The 24524-nt window shown below is 57.6% G+C and carries 26 protein-coding genes and 1 other RNA gene; 6 read left to right on the forward strand and 21 right to left on the reverse strand.

The window, feature by feature from the left end:
• Positions 1 to 6 precede the first annotated feature (6 nt).
• The 10 genes from ftsW to rsmI form a co-directional block, all read right to left on the reverse strand.
• Positions 7 to 1389, reverse strand: a complete 1383-nt coding sequence (ftsW, locus tag G7069_RS01370; RefSeq protein WP_166293518.1) for a putative lipid II flippase FtsW — start codon at positions 1387 to 1389, stop codon at positions 7 to 9.
• A complete protein-coding gene (gene mraY, locus G7069_RS01375; protein ID WP_166293521.1) occupies positions 1389 to 2477 on the reverse strand; it encodes a phospho-N-acetylmuramoyl-pentapeptide-transferase in 1089 nt (362 codons plus the stop codon). The genes ftsW and mraY overlap by 1 nt, the downstream gene beginning before the upstream one ends.
• Positions 2467 to 3843 carry a UDP-N-acetylmuramoyl-tripeptide--D-alanyl-D-alanine ligase gene (gene murF, locus G7069_RS01380; RefSeq protein WP_166297408.1) on the reverse strand — a complete coding sequence of 459 codons (1377 nt, stop codon included), beginning with the start codon at positions 3841 to 3843 and terminating at the stop codon, positions 2467 to 2469. Before murF ends, mraY begins: the two co-directional genes overlap by 11 nt.
• Complete coding sequence (locus G7069_RS01385) at positions 3843 to 5345, reverse strand: UDP-N-acetylmuramoyl-L-alanyl-D-glutamate--2,6-diaminopimelate ligase (protein WP_166293523.1); 1503 nt, start codon at positions 5343 to 5345, stop codon at positions 3843 to 3845. Before G7069_RS01385 ends, murF begins: the two co-directional genes overlap by 1 nt.
• An 8-nt stretch (positions 5346 to 5353) precedes the next feature.
• On the reverse strand, positions 5354 to 7126 hold the full coding sequence (locus tag G7069_RS01390) for a penicillin-binding protein 2 (protein ID WP_240912602.1): 1773 nt from the start codon (positions 7124 to 7126) through the stop codon (positions 5354 to 5356).
• Entirely contained in the window at positions 7123 to 7386 is a 264-nt protein-coding gene (gene ftsL, locus G7069_RS01395; protein ID WP_166297414.1) for a cell division protein FtsL, read from the reverse strand. The genes G7069_RS01390 and ftsL overlap by 4 nt, the downstream gene beginning before the upstream one ends.
• A complete protein-coding gene (gene rsmH, locus G7069_RS01400; protein ID WP_255456746.1) occupies positions 7386 to 8336 on the reverse strand; it encodes a 16S rRNA (cytosine(1402)-N(4))-methyltransferase RsmH in 951 nt (316 codons plus the stop codon). Before rsmH ends, ftsL begins: the two co-directional genes overlap by 1 nt.
• A 1-nt stretch (position 8337) precedes the next feature.
• Positions 8338 to 8778, reverse strand: coding sequence for a division/cell wall cluster transcriptional repressor MraZ (mraZ, locus tag G7069_RS01405; protein ID WP_166293525.1), 441 nt, complete (start codon positions 8776 to 8778; stop codon positions 8338 to 8340).
• 325 nt (positions 8779 to 9103) lie between these two features.
• Positions 9104 to 9449, reverse strand: an RNA gene (gene rnpB / locus G7069_RS01410) — RNase P RNA component class A.
• Positions 9450 to 9463: 14 nt separating this feature from the next.
• Positions 9464 to 10300, reverse strand: coding sequence for a 16S rRNA (cytidine(1402)-2'-O)-methyltransferase (gene rsmI, locus G7069_RS01415; RefSeq protein WP_166293528.1), 837 nt, complete (start codon positions 10298 to 10300; stop codon positions 9464 to 9466).
• A gap of 58 nt (positions 10301 to 10358) precedes the next feature.
• Here rsmI and G7069_RS01420 point away from each other — a divergent pair, with 58 nt between their 5' ends.
• Both G7069_RS01420 and G7069_RS01425 read left to right on the forward strand, forming a co-directional pair.
• Positions 10359 to 11477, forward strand: coding sequence for a penicillin-binding protein activator (locus G7069_RS01420; protein WP_166293530.1), 1119 nt, complete (start codon positions 10359 to 10361; stop codon positions 11475 to 11477).
• A 10-nt stretch (positions 11478 to 11487) separates the two neighbouring features.
• Positions 11488 to 11862: a YraN family protein gene (locus G7069_RS01425; protein ID WP_240912603.1), complete on the forward strand. Its 375-nt coding sequence runs from the start codon at positions 11488 to 11490 to the stop codon at positions 11860 to 11862.
• A 48-nt stretch (positions 11863 to 11910) separates the two neighbouring features.
• Here the strand turns inward: G7069_RS01425 and thiL are convergent, their stop codons facing one another.
• The 9 genes from thiL to G7069_RS01470 all read right to left on the reverse strand — a co-directional run bounded on the left by thiL (position 11911) and on the right by G7069_RS01470 (position 19078).
• Positions 11911 to 12861: a thiamine-phosphate kinase gene (gene thiL, locus G7069_RS01430; RefSeq protein WP_166293534.1), complete on the reverse strand. Its 951-nt coding sequence runs from the start codon at positions 12859 to 12861 to the stop codon at positions 11911 to 11913.
• Positions 12858 to 13316 (reverse strand): transcription antitermination factor NusB, encoded by a 459-nt coding sequence (nusB, locus tag G7069_RS01435; RefSeq protein ID WP_166293536.1) that lies wholly within the window; start codon positions 13314 to 13316, stop codon positions 12858 to 12860. Before nusB ends, thiL begins: the two co-directional genes overlap by 4 nt.
• Positions 13313 to 13780, reverse strand: a complete 468-nt coding sequence (gene ribH / locus G7069_RS01440) for a 6,7-dimethyl-8-ribityllumazine synthase (RefSeq protein ID WP_166293539.1) — start codon at positions 13778 to 13780, stop codon at positions 13313 to 13315. The genes nusB and ribH overlap by 4 nt, the downstream gene beginning before the upstream one ends.
• A 26-nt stretch (positions 13781 to 13806) precedes the next feature.
• A complete protein-coding gene (ribB, locus tag G7069_RS01445; RefSeq protein ID WP_166293541.1) occupies positions 13807 to 14916 on the reverse strand; it encodes a 3,4-dihydroxy-2-butanone-4-phosphate synthase in 1110 nt (369 codons plus the stop codon).
• Entirely contained in the window at positions 14913 to 15515 is a 603-nt protein-coding gene (locus G7069_RS01450; protein ID WP_166293543.1) for a riboflavin synthase, read from the reverse strand. The genes ribB and G7069_RS01450 overlap by 4 nt, the downstream gene beginning before the upstream one ends.
• Positions 15515 to 16582 carry a bifunctional diaminohydroxyphosphoribosylaminopyrimidine deaminase/5-amino-6-(5-phosphoribosylamino)uracil reductase RibD gene (gene ribD / locus G7069_RS01455; RefSeq protein ID WP_166293545.1) on the reverse strand — a complete coding sequence of 356 codons (1068 nt, stop codon included), beginning with the start codon at positions 16580 to 16582 and terminating at the stop codon, positions 15515 to 15517. Before ribD ends, G7069_RS01450 begins: the two co-directional genes overlap by 1 nt.
• A gap of 94 nt (positions 16583 to 16676) precedes the next feature.
• Entirely contained in the window at positions 16677 to 17189 is a 513-nt protein-coding gene (gene nrdR / locus G7069_RS01460; protein WP_166293547.1) for a transcriptional regulator NrdR, read from the reverse strand.
• A 3-nt stretch (positions 17190 to 17192) separates the two neighbouring features.
• Positions 17193 to 18446: a serine hydroxymethyltransferase gene (glyA, locus tag G7069_RS01465; RefSeq protein ID WP_166293549.1), complete on the reverse strand. Its 1254-nt coding sequence runs from the start codon at positions 18444 to 18446 to the stop codon at positions 17193 to 17195.
• Positions 18447 to 18592: 146 nt separating this feature from the next.
• Positions 18593 to 19078, reverse strand: coding sequence for an RcnB family protein (locus tag G7069_RS01470; protein ID WP_166293551.1), 486 nt, complete (start codon positions 19076 to 19078; stop codon positions 18593 to 18595).
• A 204-nt stretch (positions 19079 to 19282) separates the two neighbouring features.
• Between G7069_RS01470 and ettA the strand changes: the two genes are divergently transcribed.
• From ettA to G7069_RS01490, 4 genes are all read left to right on the forward strand, one after another.
• A complete protein-coding gene (gene ettA, locus G7069_RS01475) occupies positions 19283 to 20944 on the forward strand; it encodes an energy-dependent translational throttle protein EttA (protein WP_166293553.1) in 1662 nt (553 codons plus the stop codon).
• 11 nt (positions 20945 to 20955) lie between these two features.
• Positions 20956 to 21774, forward strand: coding sequence for an orotidine-5'-phosphate decarboxylase (gene pyrF, locus G7069_RS01480; protein ID WP_166293555.1), 819 nt, complete (start codon positions 20956 to 20958; stop codon positions 21772 to 21774).
• A 372-nt stretch (positions 21775 to 22146) separates the two neighbouring features.
• Complete coding sequence (locus tag G7069_RS01485; protein ID WP_166293557.1) at positions 22147 to 22389, forward strand: hypothetical protein; 243 nt, start codon at positions 22147 to 22149, stop codon at positions 22387 to 22389.
• A 70-nt stretch (positions 22390 to 22459) separates the two neighbouring features.
• Complete coding sequence (locus G7069_RS01490) at positions 22460 to 22702, forward strand: hypothetical protein (protein WP_166293559.1); 243 nt, start codon at positions 22460 to 22462, stop codon at positions 22700 to 22702.
• A gap of 113 nt (positions 22703 to 22815) precedes the next feature.
• On the opposite strand, the gene G7069_RS01495 is transcribed toward G7069_RS01490, so the two are convergent.
• Entirely contained in the window at positions 22816 to 23649 is an 834-nt protein-coding gene (locus tag G7069_RS01495; protein WP_166293561.1) for a glycosyltransferase family 2 protein, read from the reverse strand.
• Positions 23646 to 24485 carry a glycosyltransferase gene (locus G7069_RS01500; protein WP_166293563.1) on the reverse strand — a complete coding sequence of 280 codons (840 nt, stop codon included), beginning with the start codon at positions 24483 to 24485 and terminating at the stop codon, positions 23646 to 23648. The genes G7069_RS01495 and G7069_RS01500 overlap by 4 nt, the downstream gene beginning before the upstream one ends.
• Positions 24486 to 24524 lie beyond the last annotated feature (39 nt).

Here is a 24524-nt window from a genome sequence, read left to right on the forward strand (position 1 = left end):
GCGATTTCATCGACGGCCCTCCGTTTGCATGACGGGTTCGACGCGTTGCGTGCTGCCAGTCCGTACTTCAGTCTTTTCCGTGCGACGCAGCAGGCTCGCAACGCGATCTGCCACGTTGCTGAGCGGCGGCAATGTGTCGCGCAATGGTGTGCGTACGGCCGAATCTGCCGACGGAGACATCACGTCATCTGCGGAAGTGTGTTCGGGACGCATCACATTGCGTTGGCGTGTCGCTTTATTGAGTTCGAACGAGACACGCAGCAGCAAGCCCATGGCGACGCAACCCACGGTCAGGCTCGAACCACCATAAGAAATCAGTGGCAAGGTCAGGCCCTTGGTCGGCAACAAACCGACATTGACGCCCATCGAGACAAAGCTTTGAATCGCAATCCACAAGCCGATGCCGAAGGCGCAGAAGCCGGAAAAGTAGCGGCCCATGTCGACGCACTTCAAGCCCACCCAGAAGGCACGGCCGACCAGCAAGGCATAGACGCCCATCAAGCAGCAGGTACCGATGAAACCCAGCTCTTCTGAGATCACCGACATGATGAAGTCGGTATGTGCTTCAGGCAGATAGCTCAACTTTTGCACCGAGCCGCCTAAACCCACGCCCCAGAATTCACCGCGACCGATCGCCATCAGTGCATTGGTGAGCTGGTAACCGGACCCTTGCGGATCGCTCCAGGGATCCATGTAAGACGTCAGGCGGCGCACGCGATACGGCTCGATGATGATCATCAGCGCAGCCGCCGGCAGCAAGACCAACAGCGGAATAATCAAACGCTTCAAGTGAACGCCGCCCAGCACCAGCATGCCGGCCGTCAGGGCCATCAGCAAAGCCGTCGAACCGAAGTCTTTTTGCACGACGAGCAAGATCGCGCCGAGGAACAAGGCGACGCCCAATGCTTTGAACATCGCAGTCCACGTGCCGCCGACTTCATCACGGAAGCGCACCAAGTAACTGGCGAGCCAGACAATCATCAACAACTTTGCCGCTTCAACCGGTTGAAAACGTGCGGGGCCGAAACCGATCCAACGACGCGCACCTTTCACGGTGATGCCCAAGCCAGGTACCAACACCAGCAACAGCATCACGGCTGCAAGAATCGGGAACCAATGGCTATAACGTTCGATGTCTTTGAGCTCGGTACGCATCACCAAGTACGCGCCCGCGATGCCCGCCACCAAGAAGATGAGGTGCTTGATCAAAAACGTAAACGGACCGCCGCCGTTGTCGACGGCTTCCGGGAACGACGCCGAACCGACCATCACCGTGCCGAAAGCCAACAACGAAGAAATGCACAGCAACAACCACGTGTCGTAATGACCGCCAATCGCATCGACGCGCGTGGCTTGGCTCGAGAACGGGCGATGCATCACGGCGGCCATCAGCGCACCTTCAAGGTCGCGAGACCGATCAAGACGAGCACAACCGAGATGATCCAGAAGCGCACGATCACGCGCGGCTCAGGCCACCCTTTCAGCTCGAAGTGGTGATGGATCGGCGCCATGCGAAACACACGTTTGCCGGTCAATTTGAATGAAGCGACTTGGATCATCACCGAAAGCGTTTCGATGACGAAGATGCCGCCCATGATGACGAGCACCAATTCTTGTCGCACGATGACGGCGATGGTGCCGAGCACGGCGCCCAATGCCAGAGCACCGATGTCGCCCATGAACACCATGGCCGGATACGTGTTGAACCACAGGAAGCCCAACCCTGCACCGGCAATCGCGGTGCACACAATCAGTAGCTCACCCGCGCCCGGCACTTGCGGAATTTGCAGGTAACGCGAGAACTCGGCATGACCGGATGCATAGGCGAAGACACCGAGGCCGCATGCGACGAGCACCGACGGCATGATCGCAAGACCGTCGAGACCGTCGGTCAAGTTCACTGCATTCGAGAAACCCACCACCCAGAAATAGGCGATCGCAACGAAGCCAATGCCGGCCAAGGGCAAGGCAAATGATTTGAACAAGGGCACGTACAAAGTGGTTGCCGCCGGCACACTGGCGAACTTCCACAAGTAGATACCAATCGCCAAACCGAACAAGGATTGCAGCAAATATTTCCAGCGCGACTTCATACCGTTCGGATCGCGCTTGACGATCTTGATCCAATCGTCCCACCAGCCAATGGCGCCGTAGGCCACCATCGCGAACAACACGATCCAAACGTACTTGTTGCGCAAATCACCCCACAACAACACCGAGGCCAAGATGGTGAGCAAGATCAACACACCGCCCATCGTTGGCGTACCGGCTTTTGAAAAATGCGATTGCGGGCCGTCGGTACGAATCGGCTGACCGCCGCTCTTCAAGCTCGCAAGATAGCGAATGACCATCGGGCCCCACCACAGCGAGAACGCGAGTGAGGTGAGCGCGGCAAGAATGGCGCGAAAGGTCAGGTAATTGAACAGGCCGAAGTGACGCTGCATCGATTCCAAGTAGCGAAACAGTTCAAGCAGCATGGTTTTCCCCCTCGAGTAGTGCGCTGACAATGCGATCCATCGCACTGCCGCGCGAACCCTTGACCAAAATGCGAACCGGTGACGTCATGTCCGCCGCCAGTTGTGCGGCTAACGCTGCATGGCTTTCAAATACGCGTGCGCCCTCGCCGAATGCAGCAGCCGCTGAAGCACTCAGTTCACCGAGTGCGTACAAGCGTTGAATGCCTGCGGCCTTTGCACGACGACCGCTCTCTTCATGCAAAGCCACGGCGTCGCCACCCAGCTCACGCATGTCACCCAACACCAACCAGCGTTCGCCGCTGGCCGATGCCAATGTGTCGATGGCGGCGGCCAGCGAGCCAGGATTGGCGTTGTAGCTGTCGTCTACCAACACCGATCCGTTGCGCAAGGTTGTCGCGACCAAGCGGCCCTTGACCGGTTCGACGCCTTGCAACCCTTCAACAATCTGTGCAAACGGCACATCAAGCGCCATTGCCATTGCGGCCGCCGCGAGTGCGTTGGAAACGTTGTGACGACCGGGCATCGGCAAGTTCACTTGCGCGTTGCCGATCGGCATCACCAGTTGAAAGACAGCGTGTTCCGGTGTGCCTTGAATTTCGGTGGCGTACACGTCTGCTGTTGCGTCCAGTGCATAACGAATGACGCGACGACCTTGCGCGCGCTCCGCGAAGTAACCCGCAAACGCGTCGTCCGCATTGATGACGGCGGTACCGTTCATTTTGAGTGCGTCGTAGACGGCGGCTTTGGTGTCAGCCACACCGAGCAAGCTGCCCATGCGCTCTAGATGTGCAGGTGCGATGTTATTCACCAAGGCAACATCCGGCGCCGCTATGCGCGTGAGATACGCGATATCACCCGGCTTACCTGCGCCCATTTCGTACACGGCGATGGCGGCGTCTTCCGGTGCGGCAATCACAGATAGGGGCAGACCGATTTCGTTGTTCAAATTGCCGGGGTTCGCATACGCGGCTTGACCAACCTGCAAGATCGACATCAGCAGCGTTTTGACGCTGGTCTTGCCGTTGCTGCCCGTGATGGCGGCCACACGCGTTGTGCGCTCTGCTTGGATGGCGCCTGCCAACACGGCCAGTGCCAGCTCGGTATTTGCCACAAGAATTTGCGGCACTTCAATGCCTTCAATCGCGCGCGACACCATCACCGCTTGTGCGCCCGCCTCTACGGCTTTCGCAACATGGTCATGGCCGTCGAAGTTTTCGCCCTTCAATGCAATGAACAGGGCTCGGCCCGTGTGCTGTGCAAGCGTGCGCGTATCCGTCGATACCGAATCAATGAGGCTGTCGGCATGTGCGTCGTCGTGGAGACGACCACCACTCATGCGCGCAAGCGTTTTTACGTCGCGCGGCATCATGGCGACCCCCCCTTCAACGCATCGCCGTCCGGGAACGGGTACGTCAACACGGCTTGCGCCACTTCGGTGTCATCGAAATGATGACGCACGTTGTTCACTTCTTGATAGTCTTCGTGGCCTTTGCCGGCAATCAGCACGACGTCACCGGCGTTAGCCATCTGAATCGCGCGTTTGATCGCTTGTGCGCGATCGCGAATGACTTCTGCATCTGCTGGTGACTGCATCCCTTCAAGAATCTGTTGGACGATGACGTCACCGTCTTCAGTGCGTGGGTTGTCGTCGGTGACGATGGCGAAGTCCGCCAATCGTTCTGCAATGCCACCCATTTGCGGGCGCTTGCCGGTATCGCGATCACCGCCGCAGCCAAACACACAAATGAGTTTCGTATCGGTGTGGATACGCAAGGTCTTCAAGGCTTGCTCGAGCGCGTCCGGCGTATGCGCGTAATCGACGACGACCAACGGATGGTTGCCGCCACCGAGCTTGTTCATGCGACCGTGGATGGGTTGCAAGGCGCCTAATGTGCCTGCGATATCACGCGCGTCGTGATTTTGTGCCCAAAGGACACCCGCAACGGCGAGCAAGTTGTCGACATTGAAACGACCCAGCAAAGACGAATGCACGGTATGCATTTCGTCGCCGACAAACAATTCAAAGTGGATGCCGTCTGTGTTGAAACGCAGATCACCTGCACGAATATCGGCGCCCTGCGCCCCTTCCGCACTGGTACGAATCGCACGCACATCGTCCGCGAGCGTGTCGACCAACGTGTTACCGAAGGCATCATCAATATTGATGACCGCTGCGGTCAAAGAAGGCCATTGAAACAAGCGGCGCTTTGCATCGCCGTAGGCTTCCATGGTGCCGTGGTAATCGAGATGGTCACGCGTGAGGTTGCTAAAGACCGCGATATCGAAAGCAATGCCATCGACGCGACCTTGGTCGAGTGCATGGGAGCTCACTTCCATGACCACAGCACTCGCACCTTGCGCGTGCATGTCGGCAATCAATGCGTGGGTTTCTAGCACCAGCGGTGTGGTGAACCCTGTGGCAACTTCTTTGCCGTGCAAACCTGCGCCCAAGGTGCCGATCGTGCCAACCGTTTCACCCAAGCGCGACCAAGCTTGCGCAATCAATTGTGTGGTCGACGTCTTGCCATTGGTGCCGGTCACACCCACAACTTCCATCGCGTCGGTCACATTGCCGTACAAACGATTGGCCAACAGATCCAAGTGCATGCTGAGACCCGGCACTTCAATCGCATCTGCAGGCACTTCAATGCCCTCGGCCAACGGGCCTTCAAACAGAATGGCGACAGCACCCTTCTCACGCGCGGCTTGTGCAAAACGCAAACCGTGCTGGTGGCCTTCGCCACGCGGCGGCAAAATTGCCACAAAGACATCGCCCGGTTGAATCAAGCGACTGTCTTGCTTAAGGCCTGTGACATCGACGTCGCGATTGACCGCGACGAGGCCCGTCAGCAAGTCGTTCAATTTCATCACGGCGCTCACGGTGTCACGCTCCGCACAGGTTGAACGGCGGGCGTCTTGGCTTTGCTATTTGCGGCCAACCAGCTTTGCAAATCATCCGGCGGGACGTCGTCGAGACGCAGCGCGCCTTCGATCACGTTGCGGAAGACCGGTGCCGACACCGTGCCGCCGTAATAGCCGCGCTTCGAGGGATCCGGACTGTTGATCACAACGACCATCGAGAAACGCGGATTGTCGACCGGCGCGACGCCTGCAAAGAAAGCGAAATAGCGACGCGAGTAACCGCCGCCGCTGGCAATCCGAGCCGTGCCGGTCTTGCCTGCAACGTGGTAACCCAAGATGGCGGCTTGCGTGGCCGTGCCACCGGGCTCGGTCACCGTTTGCATCATCTTCATGACTTCATTGGCGACTTTCGGCGACAAGACATCCTTGCCTTCATCGCTGCCGCCTTTGAGGAAGGTCGGCGTATGTGCATGACCGTCATTGGCCAAGGTGGCGTAGGCATGCGCCACTTGCAGCGGCGTCACCGACAAGCTGTAGCCATAAGACATGGTTTGCTTTTGTGTACCGTCCCAACGTGAGGGATCGGCCAAAATGCCCGCACCTTCGCCAGGGAAGCCGCTATTGGTGCGTTGGCCGTAGCCCATCTTGCGAATGAAGTCGTAGAACTGTCGGTCACTCAATCGACGCACGACCAATGACATGCCGACGTTCGAACTCTTCGTGATGAGACCTGTCGTCGTTAGCGTGCCGTGGTTGCTCGTGTCTTCCGTGCGGTATTTACCGTTCGCAATCCAACCGGGTGATGTGTTCCACAACGTATTCGGTGTGATCTTGCCTGCTTCGAGCGCCGCTGCAACAGTCAAGGGCTTGATCGTCGAACCGGGTTCGAACAAGTCGGTGACTGCGCGATTACGATGTGCGTCGCGCTTGCTGCCGGTGACCGCATTCGGATTGAACGAAGGCACATTGGCCATCGCCAACACTTCGCCAGTGCGAATATCGAGCACCACCGCCGAACCACTGATAGCGCCGCTTTCTTCGACGGCTTTGTTCAGTTCGCGATAGGTCAAGTATTGAATGCGGCGATCAATGCTCAGTGCCAGGTCTTTGCCCGGCTCTGCAGCTTCCAACAAGTCCACACTTTCTACTGCACGGCCACGACGATCGCGCAACACGCGCTGCTTGCCCGGCTTGCCGCTCAACCATTCGTCAAAGGCCAACTCCATGCCTTCTTGGCCATGGTCATCGATATTGGTGAATCCCAAGACGTGCGCGATGGCCTCGCCTTGCGGATAAAAACGCTTGAATTCGCGCTGCCCGTACACGCCCGGAATATTCAGGGCCAGCACTTTTTGCGCCACCGCCGGGTTGATGCGACGACGCAACCAAAGAAATTCTTTCTTTGATTTTTCAGAGATCATCCGCGCCAACTCGGCGCGCGGATATTGCAAGGCATCTGCAAGGCGATTGATCTCGCGCGGATTGTTGGCGATGTCTTGCGGGTTCACCCACAGCGACATCACCGGCGTTGAGACCGCCAAAGGCTCGCCGTGACGATCGGTGATCATGCCGCGATTGATCGGGATTTCAACGTCACGTTGGTAGCGCTCGTTGCCTTCTTTACGATAGAAGTCCGAGTGGATGATTTGACGATCGACTGCAAACGCCAGCAGCGCAAAAGACGACAAGGCCAGCACGCCGCCCACAATCATCAAACGCTTGCGTACGTCATAACGCGAACGCGCGACACGCGGTGCGTTGTTGCCACGTTGCGAACGAAACTTCACGGTCGCACCGCCACAGTATCTTGCGGTGCGGGATTGATCATGCCCAAGTGTTCGCGCGCGGCACGATCAATCAGGGTCGGCTCAGCCATCGTCGCTTGTTCCAATTGCAATTGGCTGAAGTTCAAATCGAGTTCGTCGCGCGCTTTTTCGAGCTTGCGCAGTTCGGCAAACAACTGACGATGACGGAAACGGTCATAGGCGACCGCCAAACCACTCGCCACGTTGGCCGTTAGGAGTAGGACAAAGACGAACCAGCGGATCACGCCGCCTGCTCCAAGGTGCGTTCGGCCACGCGCAATACCGCGCTGCGTGCGCGCGGATTCTGTGCCACTTCTTCTGCGCTCGCTTTCGCGGCTTTGCCCACTTCACGCAGAGTCAGCGGCGGTGCTGCCAATTCCGGCATACGACGATTACCCGCCGGTGCCTTCGCATGCTGCACGATGAATTGCTTGACGATGCGATCTTCCAGCGAATGAAAGCTGATGACAGCCAGTCGACCTTCCGGACGCAGTCGCGCATGCGCTGCATCCAAGCCGAGCTTGAGGTCGTCGAGTTCGCGATTGATGTAGATGCGAATCGCTTGAAAGCTACGCGTTGCGGGGTGGATCCCATCGCGACCACGCGGCATGACATTGGCGATCAGTTGTGCGAGTTCTGCGGTGCGCAGGATCGGTGCTTGTGCGCGCTTTTCAACGATTGCACGTGCGATGCGGCGGCTTTGACGTTCTTCGCCATATAGGAATAGAACATCGGCAATATCTTTTTCGGACGCTTCCGCAATCCACTCGGCAGCGCTCGGGCTGCGCGTGGTGTCCATGCGCATGTCCAAGGGGCCATCTTTGCTAAAGCTAAAGCCACGCTCTGCGACATCCAACTGCGGCGAAGAAACACCGAGGTCGAACAAGATGCCGTCCAAGCCCGATGCCGTCGCATCCCACTCTGCGAGGTCGGCGAAGCTGCCTTGGTAAATGGACACGCGCGCATCGCCAGCAAAATGCGTACGCGCTTCGCTGATCGCGACCGGATCCTTATCCATCAAGAGCAAACGACCGTTTGCACCCAGTTGTGACAACACACCGCGCGCATGACCGCCGCGTCCAAATGTGCCGTCCAAATAGGTACCGTCTTGCTTCACCCGCAGGGCCTCGATCACTTCTGCAAACATCACTGGCAGGTGTTCGGCGCGCGTGGTCGCGTCTACCGCTGCCACGTTAAATCCTCAGCTCCAGCATTTCAGGGGTGATGTCATCACCCACCGTTTGTTCGATCTGCGCTTGATGCGCTTTTTCCGTCCAAAGTTCGAAGCGGTCATCCATGCCGAGCAAAATCGTTTTCTTCTCGATGCCGAGGGTCAAACGCATGCTTTGCGGAATACTGATGCGGCCATTGCCATCGACTTCCACCATCGACGCCGAACCGATCAACTTGCGCTGAAGTTGGCGATGCTTGGCCGAGGCGTTGGGCAATTTGGCGACTTGCGCGCGGACGTTTTCATAGACCTCTACCGGGTAGATGAAAAGCGAGCCGTTTTCGTAGGGGTTGTAGGTAAAGACCAGACGATTACCCTGAGCGGCCACGGCGTCACGATAGGCGGCCGGAATAGCCAGCCTGCCCTTGTCGTCTACCGTGATAGCGGTCTCACCTTGAAACATCGTCGGAGTCGTCTGAAGTTTTGGATTGTGAAGGAAGTTTTCCACTGGAAACCACAAAACCCCATGGCTCCCCACTGACGCCCACCTTAGCAGTTGACCAAAAGATGTCAACAAGCGGTTTTGCGCCGAATCACCAATGCAGTCAATGACTTGCGAACGACTTTAGAAAGTTGTTCAAGGTTTATCCACAAGCGTTTGTTTTGTCTCAAATATTGAGATTGGGCGATTTCACATGTCCCCTGTTCAGATTCAGGGGGACGATTTTCTGTGCAATCCCATTTATGTTGCGCCGCAGCAATACGCTGGCGATTTTGCGCAAAAAGAAGTGCGGAGCCGGCCGATAAGCCGGGTTCTGTCGTGGGCAATCATTCGTCTAGGCCTTGCGTCACCGCAAGGCTCAAGCAACCTACCCGGAGACACTGCGGGCCGCAGCGTAGCCTCCCTATTTGGTCTTGCTCCCGATGGGGTTTGCCATACCGGCCGGTTGCCCGGCTCGCGGTGCGCTCTTACCGCACCATTTCACCCTTACCGTCCTGCCGAAGCAGGCTTAGGCGGTATCTTTCTGTTGCACTTTCCGTCGGCTTTCACCGCCCAGGCGTTACCTGGCATCGCGCCCTGTGGAGCCCGGACTTTCCTCGACGTTTGCACGCCGCGATTGCCTGGCCGACTCCGCGCCGGCATTGTCTCACGCTTGTGCGTCGCCCCCATAGAGGGCTTTGCGTGAGGCGCCGCTCAATTCAGCGGCGATCTTGGCGGCCACCGAAGGCTTCAAGTGCTCACTCAAGACCTTGTAGATGCGTTGGCCTTCAATCAGTTTCGCGTCTTCAGATTCCGGCGCACCTGAAACCAAGACCACGAATTCCCCTTTCTGTTGGTTGTGATCTGCATTGACGCGCGCGAGTACCGCTTCAATCGAACCGTCCAGCACGGTTTCAAACAATTTGGTGAGCTCGCGTGCGATGACGATGTGTCGTTGCGCACCGAAGGTTTCTAGCGCGTCCTGCAAATGTTCGACGATGCGATGCGAGGATTCGTAGAAAATGACCGTGCGGTTTTCAGACGCCAGCGTTTGCATACGCGCTCTGCGCGCAGAAGATTTGCTCGATAAAAAGCCTTCAAATACAAACTTGTCACTCGGCAATCCCGCAACACTCAGCGCGGCAACCAATGCGGAAGCCCCCGGGACGGGCGAGACTTTGAACCCCGCCTCGCGCGCGGCACGCACCAATCTAAAGCCCGGATCACTCACCAGCGGTGTGCCAGCGTCAGACACCAAGGCAACAGAAGCCCCTTGCTGCATCCGCTCGATGATCTGTTCAGCGGCGGCGTCTTCGTTGTGATCGTGCAATGCGAACAGCGGCTTATCGATGCCGAAATGCGACAACAAAGGGCGCGTATGCCGCGTGTCCTCTGCACAAATCAAATCGACGCGACGCAGCGTCTCTATTGCACGCTCACTGATATCGCCCAGATTCCCAATCGGCGTCGCGACCACATGGAGGACACCCTTTTCAGACTTCATCACCGTGATTCACATGCGGGGAAAGGTAGAATCCTAACCTTGACCGATGGAGGACTGCATGCGCCTTGTGACCTTGAAGATGAGCGCCGTGATCGCCGCCAGCTTGCTGTTGGGTGCGTGCGCAAGCACCCGCAATGTGAACACGGGGCCAAAACAGCCCACCGTCGTACGCAATACCGCGCATTACGACATGAGTAAACGTGCGCCTGCAGATCGCGATGGCTATCAGCCGCCGAACAAGCTTGCCGTGTTGCTGCCGCTTACCGGTAGCGCAGCGACCGCAGCCAAACCCGTGCGCGACGGCTTCTTGAACGCGTACTACAACGAGAAGCGCGCGCGCCCGCCGTTGAAGTTCTATGACACCTCGAAGGGTGTGTCCGTCGCCTATGCCAAAGCAGTGGCAGAGGGCGCCGACTTCGTAGTCGGCCCGCTGCTGCGCGACGAGGTGACGTCTTTGTTTGCGAAGCCCGATGCAGAACTCACGGTGCCGACATTGGCACTGAACCGCGCACAAGCGGCGACACCCGGTGGCAGCGTGAGCTATGCACTGACACCTGAAGACGAAGCCATGGCGATTGCCAACGCCATGCGCAGTGCCGGTTTGAAACACGTATTGATCTTCACGACCGCCGACACCACGCAACGTCGCGCGGCAGATGCCTTTGCAGCGCAGTACAAATTGCAAGGTGCGATGGCAAGTGCGCCTGTGGTTGTCAATCTGAAATCAGAAACATTGAATGCCGATATTGCAGGCGCGATTGCTGCAGAAGCAAAAACCAACGGCAAGATTGACGGTGTGTTCTTCACCACCCGTGGCGACGTTGTGCGTGCCGTTGTGCCGATGTTCGCTAGCACACCCGTCGCGAACGTACCGCGCATGGCGACCTCGCAAATTCAATTGGGTAACTCCGGCGCAACGGATATGCCGGTTTTGGATGGCATTCGGTTTCCGCTCGACTATGACGTCGAAAGCCAAGGGGCCGGCAAAGCCGCATCACGCTTGCGCGACTTCGGCAACGATGCATGGTTGATTACGGCCTACCTCGGTCGCATCGCTTCCGGCGAACATCGCTTGAACGGTATGACCGGCAAGCTCGGTTTGAACAACGCCGGATTGATCGTGCGTGATCCGGAATGGTCGATTTATCGCAATGGCGTCCCGGTCTCCGCGCCCTGACGCAAGAACGATGAACCGTCGTGCCCAAGGCGCGCAGATCGAAAGGTCTGCGCGTTTTTTCTTGTGTGAGAAAGGACTGACACCTTTTGCGGAGAATGCTTACGCGCGTGTCGGTGAAATCGATCTTGTGATGCGTGATGCAGATGCGTTGGTCTTTGTGGAAGTGCGCTATCGCGCAACCGATTCACATGGTGGTGCATTGGCGTCAGTGGATTGGCACAAGCAGCGAAAACTTATTCGCGCCGCTGAGATGTTTCTGATGCGTCATCCGCGCCTTGCACAGTTACCGTGCAGGTTTGACGTGGTGTGTGTGACGGGTGCCTTGACCACACCTGAGTTTGTTTGGGTGCGTGATGCGTTTCGTGTCGATGATGTGTATCGATAGGCGCGATGTTTCGTGACTGTACTTGGCTAACGCACGCGTGACGCACGATCAGAAGTGCGAATGCCCGCGATGACCGTGTGCAATCGGCACACCATGTCGCAACACTTCTACCCCCTGCCCCGCTACACAGGTACCAATCCGCGTCAGCGAGAGCGAGAGCGCACCGGCGAGTTCAAGCAGCGCGCTTTGACACGCCGGGTCCGCGGTAAAACAGAGCGCGTAGTCATCCCCTGAGGACTGCAATTGCAATCGTTCTTTACGACCCGCGAGCGCATCAAAATCCGCAGAGCTTGGGAGGTGATCGACATTCACCCGTGCGGCCAATCCGCTTGCCGTTGCGATATGGCCCAAGTCTTGCAGAATTCCATCGCTGACATCGATACAACTGGTGGCCAAAGAGCGCAACGCCTTACCCAATGCGACTTGTGGCTCGGGCCGATCGAGTGCTTCAAGCAATGGATGCGGCACGGACTCTGACGCCAGCATGCGGCGCAACGCGAGCGCGGCGTCACCCAAGGTGCCGCTGACCCATATGTCGTCACCTACGTGTGCGCCACTGCGCTTCAATGCCAAGCCATCTGGCACAAAGCCGCAGGCCGTGACTGAAATTGAAAGTGGACCGCGCGTGGTGTCGCCACCGACCAACGCCACGTTATGCGCTGCCGCGAGTTCAAAGAAACCCGTCGTAAATCGCGACAGCCAGCGCGCGTCGGATTCCGGCAAACATAGATTCAACAAACACCACGCAGGCGTGGCGCCCATCGCAGCCAGGTCAGAAAGATTGACGGCCAACGACTTCCACCCGATGGATTCAGGGTCGGTACCGGTCGGGAAATGGATACCTTCATTCAAGGTGTCGCTGCACAACACCAAGCTATGCGCGTCGGGCACATGCAGCAATGCAGCGTCGTCACCAATGCCAACGCGTACATCCGGACGGTCGACACTTTGCTGTGCACGAATGAATTCGATCAGATCGAACTCACCCGCAGATTTCATGTGTGCTTGCCCGCTTGTGATTCCACGGAACGCCATTCAATCGCCGCTTGATCGAGCACGCCATTGATGAAGGTATGCCCGTGTTCGGCACCGAAACGCTTGGCAGTTTCAATCGCTTCATTGATGACCACGCGATACGGCACATCAATGCGATGACGCATTTCATAGGCGGCGATACGCAAAACGGCGCGTTCGACACCGTCGACTTGTTCAATATCGCGGTCGAGATAGGTGTTCAGCGCTGCATCGAGCGTGCTTTGATGTTCGATCACGCCGCGCACCATATCTTCGAAATAGATCAGATCGGCTTGCTCGCGTGCTTGCTCATGCGCGAACTGCGCAATGACCGTGCGCGCTTCACCACCCGACATCTGCCATGCATACAGGGCTTGCATTGCGCGGCGACGTGCGCGCGTACGGAGGACGGGGTCGACGCCATGCGGTGTACGGCTCATTGAAAACGCTCCAGCAAATTAGCCATCTCGAGGATAACGAACGCCGTTTCCTCACCTTTGTTACCGTGCGCACCGCCCGCGCGTGCCATCGCATCTTCGAAGCGCTCGACTGCAAGCACGCCGTTCGCAACCGGCACGCCGGTTTCGATTTGAATTTGCATCAAGCCCTGGGAGGTGCCGTCAGCCACATGCTCGTAGTGACGGGTATCACCGCGAATCACGCAACCGAGTGCCGCAATGCCCGAATACGTACCTGAGCGCGCCAACTGTGCGCAGACCAAGGGAATCTCCCAAGCGCCTGGCACACGAATGACATCGATCGCTTCCGGGGTGACGCCGTTGTCGGCCAGTGCGTTGCGCGCACCTTCGATCAGCGCTTCGGTGATCTTGGAATTCCAGCGGCTCGCAACAATGGCGAAGCGGGCATTCGCGCGGGCGCGCAGCTCGCCTTCAAACGTGGGCATTTAGAACTCCTTGGTGACCGATCATTTTACCCGTTCGCCACCGGGACGTTTTCAACGATCTCCAAACCGAAGCCCGCCATACCCACTTGCTTGCGTGCCGTACCCAAGACGCGCAGCTTGCCGTAACCGAGATCGGCCAAAATTTGGCTGCCGGTGCCGTTTTGGCGCCAGCCGGCTGATGCAGGATGGCGCTTCTGGGTGTCCGGCAAGGGTTCTTGGCGCAGGCGGGCGAGCACCGTTTCGCTCGACTCAGCATCACCCAGTACGACCAGCGCACCATGACCGGCCTCAGCAATACGGTGCAGCGCGTCGAGACTCGGCACACCGAAATCGCCGCGCAACCAATGCAAGGCATCGGCCAAGGTGTTGCGTGTATGCACGCGTACCAAACTCGGACGATCGCGTTCTGCGGTGCCTTTTTGCAGTGCGAAGTGCAACTGGTGATCTACGCGATCACGATAGACGTGCATGAGGAACTCACCGGCAGGTGTGTCGATCGGGCGCGATTCGATGCGCTCGACCGTGTGTTCGGTTTCCAAGCGGTAACGAATCAGCGCTTCGATTGAACCCATTTTCAAACCGTGCGTTTGCGCAAACACTTCCAGTTCCGGACGGCGCGCCATGGTGCCGTCGGCATTGAGGATTTCCACCAACACGCCGGCAGGTTCGAAGCCCGCCATCATCGCCAAGTCGCCCGCGGCTTCGGTGTGTCCGGCACGCGCCAAGACACCACCGGGCTGCGCTTGCAGGGGAAAAATGTGCCCGGGTTGCGACAAGTTTTGTGGTTTGGCATCTGGACGCACTGCCGTGCGAATCGTGTGCGCACGGTCATAGGCACTGATGCCGGTCGTCACGCCTTCAGCGGCTTCGATGCTGACGGTGAAGTTGGTGTGGTGTTGTGAGGTGTTATCGCGCACCATCGGCGGCAGACCGAGTTGTTTGCAACGCTCGCGTGTCAGCGACAAGCACACCAAACCTCGTGCGTGCGTGACCATGAAGTTCACGTCGCTCGGCTTGACGAGCTCAGCCACCATGATCAGGTCGCCCTCGTTCTCGCGGTCTTCGTCATCGACGATGACGACCATGCGCCCTTGGCGAAGTTCTTCAAGCAGTTCGGGTACCGTCGCGAAACTCATGTTAATTCCTTATCCAGCAACAGACGCTCGACATAACGTGCGACGAGGTCGACTTCGATATTGACTGCGTCACCGACGCGCGTCGTCTTAAAAGCGGTGTGTTCGACCGTGTGTGGAATCAATGCAACTTCAAAACCCTGTGCATCGGCTTCATTGACAGTCAGGCTGACGCCATCCACACAGATTGAACCCTTCTTTGCGATGTAACGCGTCAACGCCGAAGGCACTTCGAAACGCCAGCGCTGCGCGCGCGCATCATCGTCAATCTGCTTGACCGTGCCCATACCATCGACGTGACCGCTGACCCAATGGCCGCCCAAACGATCGCTGGCACGCAGCGCACGTTCCAAATTCACCAGGCTTCCAACGGCCAGTGTCCCGAGCGTGGTGAGTGACAGCGTTTCGTTCGATGCATCGGCAGAGAAGGATTGCGCATCGAAGGCCACGACGGTCAAACACGTTCCGTTGACGGCGATGCTTTCACCCATCTCAACGACGTCAAAAGGCAGACTGCCCACCTCAATATGCAGGCGCACATCACCGCCCAGCGGTTCGACGCGTGCCACGCGGCCCACCCCTTGAATCAACCCAGTAAACATCAGGCGGCCACCTCGGGCTCTAAGACAATGCGTGTATCGACGCCAAACCGACGCGAATCGACGGGCTTGAAACGCATGCGTTCGGACATTTGTATAAGGCCGAGTCCATCAAACATCGGTCGTGCATCTTCGCCCATGATGACGGGCGCAACGTAGAGCAAAAGCTCATCGACCAAACCGTGTGCAAGGAAGCTACCGGTGAGCGTTGCGCCGGCTTCCAACTGCACTTCGTTGATGCCGCGCTCTGCCAACAGCGTGAGGACGCGGTTCAAATCAAGACGTGATTGAATTTCAGGCACGGCGGCGATTTCAGCGGTGAAACCGCGCGGGACTTTAGTGGTTTCACCATGCACGTAAAGCGTCGGCGCATCGCCTTCGCGCACGCGACCACGTGCAATGGTGGCCAGGCCCGGATCAAGCACAACGCGCAAAGGTGCGACAACGGCTTCACCTTCCGGCAAACGCACGGTCAGTTGCGGATCGTCTTTCAAGATGGTGCCGGCACCGGTGATGAGCGCACCACAGCGCGCGCGCCAACGATGCACGTCTTCACGTGATTCCGGACCGCTGATCCACTGTGATTCGCCGCTCGCCATGGCGGTTCGTCCATCCAAACTCACGGCCAACTTCACCCGAACCCAAGGACGGCCACGTGTCACGCGCGAAATAAACGCACGATTTAATTTCTGAGCCTGTGCTTCCATCAGCCCGCTTTGGACTTCGATGCCCGCGGCGCGCAGTTTCTCGAAGCCGGCGCCATCCACTTGCGGAAACGGATCGCGCATGGCCGCGACTACGCGCTTCACGCCCGCGGCAATCAAGGCGTCGGCACACGGTCCCGTCTTTCCCGTATGTGCACAGGGTTCGAGGGTGACGTAGACCGTCGCATCTTTCGCTGCATCGCCCGCAGCCTTTAAGGCAACGACCTCTGCGTGGGCGTCGCCCGCGCGCGCATGCCAGCCTTGGCCCACCACGAGTCCGCCTTTGGTGATGACACAGCCCACCATGGGGTTGGGCTTGGCCGTGTAGGCGCCACGCTCTGCCAAACGCAGGGCGTTCGTCATCATCTGGTGGTCAAAAGCGCTGAATTCGCTCAATGGGTTCACACAATGCGGCAAGGGAGCCGCCTATTTTCGCCGCAATCACGTATTCGTGCAGCGTTCAGCGATTTTTGCGCCCTGCATCTTTGATTTCGAGCAGTTGCAGTTGCCCTTCTCCGGGCAGTTCGCGCTCCAGGCGGTCGAGTTCTTCGCGGAAGTCTGCGGCATCCTCGAACTTGCGATAGACCGACGCGAACCGCACGAACGCGACGGGATCGAGCTTGCGCATCTGCGCCATCACGAACTCGCCCACACGACGCGACGGCAATTCACGCTCGGCCGTCATACGTAGGTCGTGCACGACACCGCGTACGGCCGCTTCGATTTGTTCTTCCGACACCGGGCGCTTATGCAGCGCGCGGTCAAAACTCAAACGCAGTTTGCGCGCGTCGAAATGCTCGCGACGACCATCGGTCTTGATGATCACGGGCAGTTTGAGTTCGATTGTTTCAAGCGTTGAGAAACGCTCGCCGCAGGCTTCGCATTCGCGACGCCTGCGAATCGTCGCGCCATCGTCGCTGACACGCGAATCGATGACGCGGCTATCTGTGTGCTGGCAGAACGGGCAATGCACGCGTCAGCCGTAAACCGGGAACTGCTTGCACTGCTTCTCGACGTTTTCGCGGACACCCTTGATCACGTTCTCGTCTTTCGGGTTATCAAGCACGTCGCACATCCAATGGGCCAACGCGATGCAATCCGGTTCCAAGTAGCCGCGTGTGGTCACCGCAGGTGTACCAATACGCAGACCCGAGGTCACGAAGGGCTTGCGCGGATCGTTCGGCACCGAATTCTTGTTGACCGTGATATGCGCACGGCCCAAGGCTTCTTCGGCTTCTTTGCCGCTGACGTCTTTGCCGATCATGTCCACCAACATCAAATGGTTTTGCGTGCCGCCGGAGACGATTTTGTAACCGCGCGAAATAATGACCGAAGCCATGGCTTGGGCATTTTTGACCACTTGTGCTTGGTAGGTTTTGAAGGCCGGATCCAAGGCTTCTTTGAAAGCCACGGCCTTGGCAGCGATGACGTGCATCAACGGGCCACCTTGAATGCCTGGGAAAACGATCGACTGCAATTTCTTGCTGATCTCTTCCGGCAGGTTCTTGCCGATGATGATGCCGCCGCGCGGACCGCGCAGTGTTTTGTGCGTGGTCGAGGTCACGACGTGCGCATGCGGCACAGGGCTCGGGTAGACACCTGCGGCGATCAAGCCGGCCACGTGCGCCATATCGACAAAGAAGATCGCGCCAACCTTGTCGGCGATTTCACGCATGCGCTTCCAATCCACCACTTGCGAATAGGCCGAGAAGCCACCCACCAGCATTTTCGGTTTGTGTTCGACGGCGAGGCGTTCGACTTCGTCGTAATCGATCAAGCCTTGATCGTTGACACCGTATTGCACTGAATTAAACAGTTTGCCGCTGATGTTGACGCTCGCACCGTGGGTGAGATGGCCGCCGTGGGCCAGGCTCATGCCCAGAATGGTGTCGCCCGGCGACAACAATGCGAAATACACCGCCTGGTTCGCTTGTGAACCCGAATGCGGCTGCACATTGGCGTAGTCGCAGTCGTAAAGCGCTTTCAGGCGATCGATCGCCAATTGTTCTGCCACGTCGACGAATTCGCAGCCACCGTAGTAGCGCTTGCCCGGATAGCCTTCGGCATATTTATTGGTGAGCTGGCTGCCTTGCGCTTCCATCACCGCGGGGCTGGTGTAGTTTTCGGATGCAATCAGTTCAACGTGGTCCTCTTGGCGCTGGTTTTCACCGGCAATGGCACGAGCGAGGTCTGGGTCGAACTTGGCAATGGTCACATCACGCGAAAACATGGCAGCTCCGTAAGGGGTTGGGGGTGTGCATCAGAGAATCCCCATTGTAGGCGCGATGCCCGGCCCGATGGGCGCAAAAAAAAGCGCGCCCCGAAGGACGCGCTTGTTCTGTGCCGCGACTGACCCAGTCAATACGCAGCTAGACGTTACAGGCCGCGGGTCAGGATGTCGGCAATGACACCCGACACAATCGAGACCAGCATGTAGTGCCCCGTGTCATCGCGTACCCAACGGTAGCCACGACGCGGCTCGTACAAGCGGTAGCGATTGTAGTCGTTCGAGCCGACATAGACGACGCGGTCATAGCCGTACGAACGGTAGTCGCGACCCCGTGCCCACGATGGAGGACCGCGGCGACCATTGTCCCAATGGCCATTGCCGTGATAGCGGCGGTTGCGGTCGTCATCACGAATCACAATCACGCGGCCATAGCGGTCACGGGTGTAGCGGCGATTGTCGTTGCGATCGCCGTAATAGCGATGATCCCGATCGCGGTCACGATCAACGTAGACCACTCGGTCGCCTCGACGATGCTTATTGCCACGGTCTTGATCGTGGTCTCTCGCCATGGCAGGCGCCGCGATATAAGCGGAGGCGGCAAGCGCGATAGCTGCGAGTTTGTAAGTTTTCATCGAAACACTCCTCAGAGGTGCGTTTTGCACGATCCCAATATGCGTTTCTGAAACTGAACAAGACTTGGATTCGTCATGAAACCTCGGCATTCGTTCACTTTTCATAAAACGGCGTAGGGTTGGCGGCTTGGGCCGCTATAATTACGCATCCCTTTTAAAGCCTTCCGCCCCGCTGCGGAGGCTAGTTTTCGGCCCGGAGTCGCAATGTCGCAATACATCTACACCATGAACGGCGTGTCCAAAGTCGTTCCGCCCAAGCGCGAAATCATCAAGAACATTTCGCTGTCGTTCTTCCCGGGCGCGAAGATCGGTCTGCTGGGCTTGAATGGCGCAGGCAAATCCACCGTGCTGAAGATCATGGCCGGCGTCGATACCGACTTTGTCGGTGAAGCGCGCCCGCAAGCCGGTATCAAAGTGGGCTACTTGCCGCAGGAACCGCAGATCGATCCGGAACAAACTGTGCGTGAAGCGGTGGAAGAAGGCGTCGGTGAAGTGCTGCAAGCGCAAGCGAAGTTGGATGAGGTCTACGCGGCTTACGCCGAAGAAGGCGCTGATTTTGACGCGTTAGCGAAAGAACAAGAACGCCTGGAAGCCATCTTGGCCGCAGGCGATGCGCACACCTTGGAAAACCAATTGGAAGTCGCCGCAGACGCGCTGCGCTTGCCGCCGTGGGATGCCAAGGTCGGCAATCTCTCGGGTGGTGAAAAGCGTCGCGTCGCATTGTGCCGCTTGTTGCTGCAAAAGCCCGATATGTTGCTGCTCGACGAACCGACCAACCACTTGGACGCCGAGTCTGTGGAATGGCTTGAGCAATTCCTCGCGCGCTACACCGGCACCGTGGTGGCGGTGACCCACGATCGCTACTTCCTCGACAACGCCGCGGAATGGATTCTTGAACTCGATCGCGGCCGCGGTATTCCGTGGAAGGGCAACTACACCGATTGGTTGGTGCAGAAAGACGAGCGTCTGAAGCAAGAAGACAATCAAGAAAAGGCACGCCAAAAAGCGATTCAAAAAGAACTTGAATGGTCTCGCCAAAACGCGAAAGGCGGCCGTTCCAAAGGCAAGGCCCGTTTGGCGCGCATGGAAGAACTGCAATCGGTCGACTACCAAAAGCGCAACGAAACCAATGAAATCTTCATTCCGCCGGGCGAACGCTTGGGGCAGAAGGTCATGGAGTTCAAGAACGTCACGAAGAAATTCGGCGATCGCTTGTTGATTGACGACCTCTCATTCGTCGTACCGCAAGGCGCGATTGTGGGCATCATCGGCCCGAACGGCGCCGGTAAGTCGACCTTGTTCCGCATGATTACCGGTCAAGAAAAGCCGGATTCGGGCAGCATCGACATGGGCCCGACCGTGAATCTTGCCTACGTGGATCAAAGCCGCGACAAGCTCGAAGGCAACCACAACGTGTTCCAAGAAATTTCGGGCGGTCTCGATATTCTCAATATCAACGGCACAGAAATTCAGTCACGCGCGTATATCGGTCGCTTCAACTTCAAGGGCCAAGACCAACAAAAGATGGTGGGTTCGCTGTCGGGTGGTGAGCGCGGTCGTTTGCATATGGCGAAGACGCTCTTGCAAGGCGGCAACGTGTTGCTGCTCGACGAACCGTCCAACGACTTGGATATCGAAACCTTGCGTGCACTTGAAGATGCCTTGCTGGAATTCCCCGGTAATGCTTTCGTGATTTCGCATGATCGCTGGTTCCTCGACCGCATTGCGACGCACATCTTGGCCTTCGAAGGCGATTCACACGTTGAGTTTTTCCAAGGCAACTATCGCGAATACGAGGACGATAAGAAGCGTCGCATGGGTGATGACGCTGGCCCGAAGCGTTTGCGCTTCAAGGCACTGAAGTAACAGGCGGCGCTATGTCGAACTTCATCGGGAAACTTCGGAATCGCTGGCAAGACGCCAATACGCTGTTATGCGTGGGTCTGGATCCTGACCCTGCGAAGTTCCCTGATGCATTTGTTTCGGACGACGATGCGCTGTTCAATTTTTGTGCCGCCATCGTCGATGCCACTGCGGAATTTGCCTGTGCATTCAAGCCGCAAATCGCCTACTTCGCTGCACACAATGGCGGCGAAGCGGCACTTCAACGCTTGATCGCGCACATCAACGCGAATCACCCCGATATACCGGTGGTGTTGGATGCGAAGCGCGGTGATATCGGTTCGACCGCGGAGCAATATGTCGTGGAAGCGTTTGATCGCTTCGGTGCAGACGCCGTCACTTTGAACCCGTATATGGGTCGCGATTCCGCAGCACCGTTCTTGGCGCGCAATGACCGGGGCTGTGTCTTCCTCTGTCACACCTCGAACCCAGGCGCCTGTGACTTTCAAGAACTGTTGATTGATGGTGCGCCGTTGTACACGCATGTTGCGCGAACGATTGCCAATGAATGGAATGCGGATGGCAATTGCGCGCTGGTGGTGGGTGCCACCTTCCCGGAAGAACTCAATATCATCCGTGGCCTCGTGGGCGACATGCCGTTGTTGATTCCCGGCATCGGCGCACAAGGCGGCGACGTCGCCGCGACCGTGGCCAATGGCAAAACGGCTGACGGCACGGGTTTGATGATCAACTCATCGCGCGGGATTTTGTATGCGTCGATGGGCCCTGATTTCGCGGAAGCCGCGGCGCAGGCTGCGCGCGCGTTGCGTGACGAAATCAATCAATTTCGTTGAAACATTTCTGAGTACCGCGGCATGCTAAGTCGGTGCATTAGTTTTCGGCGCAGAATCCGTAAGGCGCGCGGAAACGAAGCTGCGACCTTTCAAAGAAAAGCAGCGAGAAAAACCAGAAATATCCTACATCGAAGCGAGCGATGCGCAGCTTACGATTGAAATCGCCTTGTAATCATTTGCCATTTCACTGATTAATGTTGTCCCAGGCTGCAGTGGGCGGATTTTGTTCATTGCGCGCATACGGGCCTCGCAACGCCAAGAGTTTGTTGCCGTTGAGCATAAATGTCTTGATTTGTTACATGAAATTCAAGCGCGATTAGATGTCTCCCTGACCCCGGTGATGGGTCTTTTGTCAGAAGATAAGGAAGCGTTATGCGCGAGCTTACAGAGTGTGATTTGTCACAAGTAGACGGCGGCAAAATAAATGTTGAAATGATTGGGGTTGGCCTTGGTGCCATTGCTCTTGGGATTGCTATTATCGGAACCGGCGGGCTCGCCGCAGTTCCGTTAGGCGTTATGGGCGCTGCTACGCTAGGCGAGGTCACCTTAGCAACAGCCGGCATGGCTGCTGCTGCAGGTGGTGGCGCCATGGTTGGTTCCGGTATCGCGAACTAGAATTAAACGTGCCCGCCGGTGAAAAGCGGACTGGCGGGCGCGTTCATTTTTCCTCACTTCGGAGATTGACATGAGATTCGATCTTGTAGTCGGTATTGCCTCTGTCGTTGTTTTCATTTGCGTTCTGGCGGCCATCCGGACTTCTTTTCCCAAGCCACGCAGCCCGGAAAATCTGCCGCACGCATCAGATGAAGTGATCGCACTTGCAAAAAGTGGCAAGAAAGTTGCTGCAATCAAGCTTTACAGAAAGCACACAAAAGCGACGCTTCTCGAAGCTTCGACTGTGATAGACAAAGTCTCATCACCCCTGTAGGCATCGCAGCGGAGTAACTCTCAGGTCGTCAGAGCGCCCGTACAGCCGAGCGCGCAAGTTCCGCAATCGATGCGGGCGCCTTCCAGGGACATCCGGCCCCTACCTCAGGCTGATCAGTTCTTGACTGCGATCCGCACACTGACCCATGCGAACCGGGACCAAATCAAAGCAAACACCGCACAGTTCGTGAGCACATTCTGGCGCGCCAAATCGAACTTGCGATAGTAGCGCCACAGCCCCCGATGCTTGTGCCATTCGACAAACCACGGCCGAGAGCGAGAGGACACACCGCGCACATGATGTACGCGCACTTCGTTGGCGATGACCACTTCGAAGCCCGCTTCGCCGATGCGTCGACACAAATCCAGATCTTCCACGTGCAGACGGTAGTCGGTATCAAAACCGTTGACCGCGTTGAACGTCGTGCGTGGCATGACCATCAGTGCACCTGACACCGCTTCGACGCGTTGTAAGGGTGCCTCACTCCGTGGCACCGATAGATCTCTTAATGCCGAGTGGCGCAGCATGCCTGCCAAATCGAGCGCGCGCCGTCGCGCCGCCGGGTCTTCTTGTCCCTTGTCGTCGACGAGTACGGCACCGACCAACCCACCCGCAGTTTGCGCAGAGGCCTCTACCAGTCGAGCCAAGCTGTCGGGCTCAACAATGAGATCTGGATTCACAAACGCGAGCCAAAGGGCACTCGACGCACTGGCACCTTGATTGCATGCCGTTGCGAATCCTGGATTGTCCGGATTGGCAATGAATCGAATGCGCGGATCGCGCGCAGAGAAAGATTGCACGACATCCATCGTGCCGTCGTCCGAACCGTTGTCGACAACTCGGATTTCCGCCACATTTGTCGATGCTTTCAGTGCCTGGATGCAGAGGGCAATCGTTTCCGCACTTCGGTAGGTGACAACGATCGCGGCGATGCCATTGGCACTCATACAAACAAGTCCGGCTGGGGACCTTGCGCATCGACGTTCAAAAGCTTTTGCAATACCTGACGACGCGTTTCTTTCAACGGATCGTCCATCAAGAATTGCACGACACGTGCATGCCATGCAGGCCAGCGCGCGATCAGGGCGTCTTGGTCTTCGCTGTCGACGTTGGGCTCGTGGATGCGCGCAACGAACGCTGTCTCGCACAGGGCATTGCGCCAACCCAGGCCCGATAAACGCAGCGATAAGTCAGACAATGCGGCAGGCCAAGAATGAAAACTAGCTTCGTCGACTCCGCCTGCGCGCGCATAGGCTTTGCCGCGAATCAACACGGTGTGTGCACACGCTGAGGGCAGCTCGGGGTGCAAAGCTGGCATGACGGCAACCGCACGCGCGAGGCGCTCGGGGTTTTCCGGCAAGGGATTCAGATCATCCACGCGTGGCCACGAAGCGGTTTCACCGATATTGCTCCACGGCGTGGCCGTGGCAATCGATGCATCGCGATCAAAACAATCTTTCAAGGCCTGCAGCCAGCCTTCGAACGGAATGGCATCAGACGGCAGCACGACCACATCCCGTTCGCCACAAATCTTCAGGGCTTCGTGAATGTGTCGACTCTCACCCACCGGATGCGTGCGTCGCGTGTACTCGGCGAGTAGCGGTGTTCGTTCCAACCAATGGGTGATGACCGCTTGTCCGCGCGGCCCTGCCTGCGCGTCGTCAATCAACCAGATCTTCGTACCGGCAGGCGTGGCGGTATCCAAGGCACCCAAGCAGGCATCCAAAGCGTTGTCGTCCGTACCGACATGCAGGAGGACAATGGGTAATACCGACTCGGTCATGCACACACGCTCAAGGATTCAACGTCACTTTAGCAAGCT

This window comes from Lysobacter sp. HDW10 (assembly GCF_011300685.1).
Classification (GTDB): Bacteria; Pseudomonadota; Gammaproteobacteria; order Xanthomonadales; family Xanthomonadaceae; genus Solilutibacter.

Bases quoted from the DNA above. Each gene is read 5' to 3' on its own strand.
- ftsW (WP_166293518.1), bottom strand. From the start codon at position 1,389: ATGGCCGCCGTGATGCATCGCCCGTTCTCGAGCCAAGCCACGCGCGTC.
- mraY (WP_166293521.1), bottom strand. From the start codon at position 2,477: ATGCTGCTTGAACTGTTTCGCTACTTGGAATCGATGCAGCGTCACTTC.
- murF (WP_166297408.1), bottom strand. From the start codon at position 3,843: ATGCCGCGCGACGTAAAAACGCTTGCGCGCATGAGTGGTGGTCGTCTC.
- G7069_RS01385 (WP_166293523.1), bottom strand. From the start codon at position 5,345: ATGAAATTGAACGACTTGCTGACGGGCCTCGTCGCGGTCAATCGCGAC.
- mraZ (WP_166293525.1), bottom strand. From the start codon at position 8,778: ATGTTTCAAGGTGAGACCGCTATCACGGTAGACGACAAGGGCAGGCTG.
- rsmI (WP_166293528.1), bottom strand. From the start codon at position 10,300: ATGAAGTCTGAAAAGGGTGTCCTCCATGTGGTCGCGACGCCGATTGGG.
- G7069_RS01420 (WP_166293530.1), top strand. From the start codon at position 10,359: ATGCGCCTTGTGACCTTGAAGATGAGCGCCGTGATCGCCGCCAGCTTG.
- G7069_RS01425 (WP_240912603.1), top strand. From the start codon at position 11,488: ATGAACCGTCGTGCCCAAGGCGCGCAGATCGAAAGGTCTGCGCGTTTT.
- thiL (WP_166293534.1), bottom strand. From the start codon at position 12,861: ATGAAATCTGCGGGTGAGTTCGATCTGATCGAATTCATTCGTGCACAG.
- nusB (WP_166293536.1), bottom strand. From the start codon at position 13,316: ATGAGCCGTACACCGCATGGCGTCGACCCCGTCCTCCGTACGCGCGCA.
- ribH (WP_166293539.1), bottom strand. From the start codon at position 13,780: ATGCCCACGTTTGAAGGCGAGCTGCGCGCCCGCGCGAATGCCCGCTTC.
- ribB (WP_166293541.1), bottom strand. From the start codon at position 14,916: ATGAGTTTCGCGACGGTACCCGAACTGCTTGAAGAACTTCGCCAAGGG.
- G7069_RS01450 (WP_166293543.1), bottom strand. From the start codon at position 15,515: ATGTTTACTGGGTTGATTCAAGGGGTGGGCCGCGTGGCACGCGTCGAA.
- ribD (WP_166293545.1), bottom strand. From the start codon at position 16,582: ATGATGACGAACGCCCTGCGTTTGGCAGAGCGTGGCGCCTACACGGCC.
- glyA (WP_166293549.1), bottom strand. From the start codon at position 18,446: ATGTTTTCGCGTGATGTGACCATTGCCAAGTTCGACCCAGACCTCGCT.
- G7069_RS01470 (WP_166293551.1), bottom strand. From the start codon at position 19,078: ATGAAAACTTACAAACTCGCAGCTATCGCGCTTGCCGCCTCCGCTTAT.
- ettA (WP_166293553.1), top strand. From the start codon at position 19,283: ATGTCGCAATACATCTACACCATGAACGGCGTGTCCAAAGTCGTTCCG.
- pyrF (WP_166293555.1), top strand. From the start codon at position 20,956: ATGTCGAACTTCATCGGGAAACTTCGGAATCGCTGGCAAGACGCCAAT.
- G7069_RS01485 (WP_166293557.1), top strand. From the start codon at position 22,147: ATGCGCGAGCTTACAGAGTGTGATTTGTCACAAGTAGACGGCGGCAAA.
- G7069_RS01490 (WP_166293559.1), top strand. From the start codon at position 22,460: ATGAGATTCGATCTTGTAGTCGGTATTGCCTCTGTCGTTGTTTTCATT.
- G7069_RS01495 (WP_166293561.1), bottom strand. From the start codon at position 23,649: ATGAGTGCCAATGGCATCGCCGCGATCGTTGTCACCTACCGAAGTGCG.
- G7069_RS01500 (WP_166293563.1), bottom strand. From the start codon at position 24,485: ATGACCGAGTCGGTATTACCCATTGTCCTCCTGCATGTCGGTACGGAC.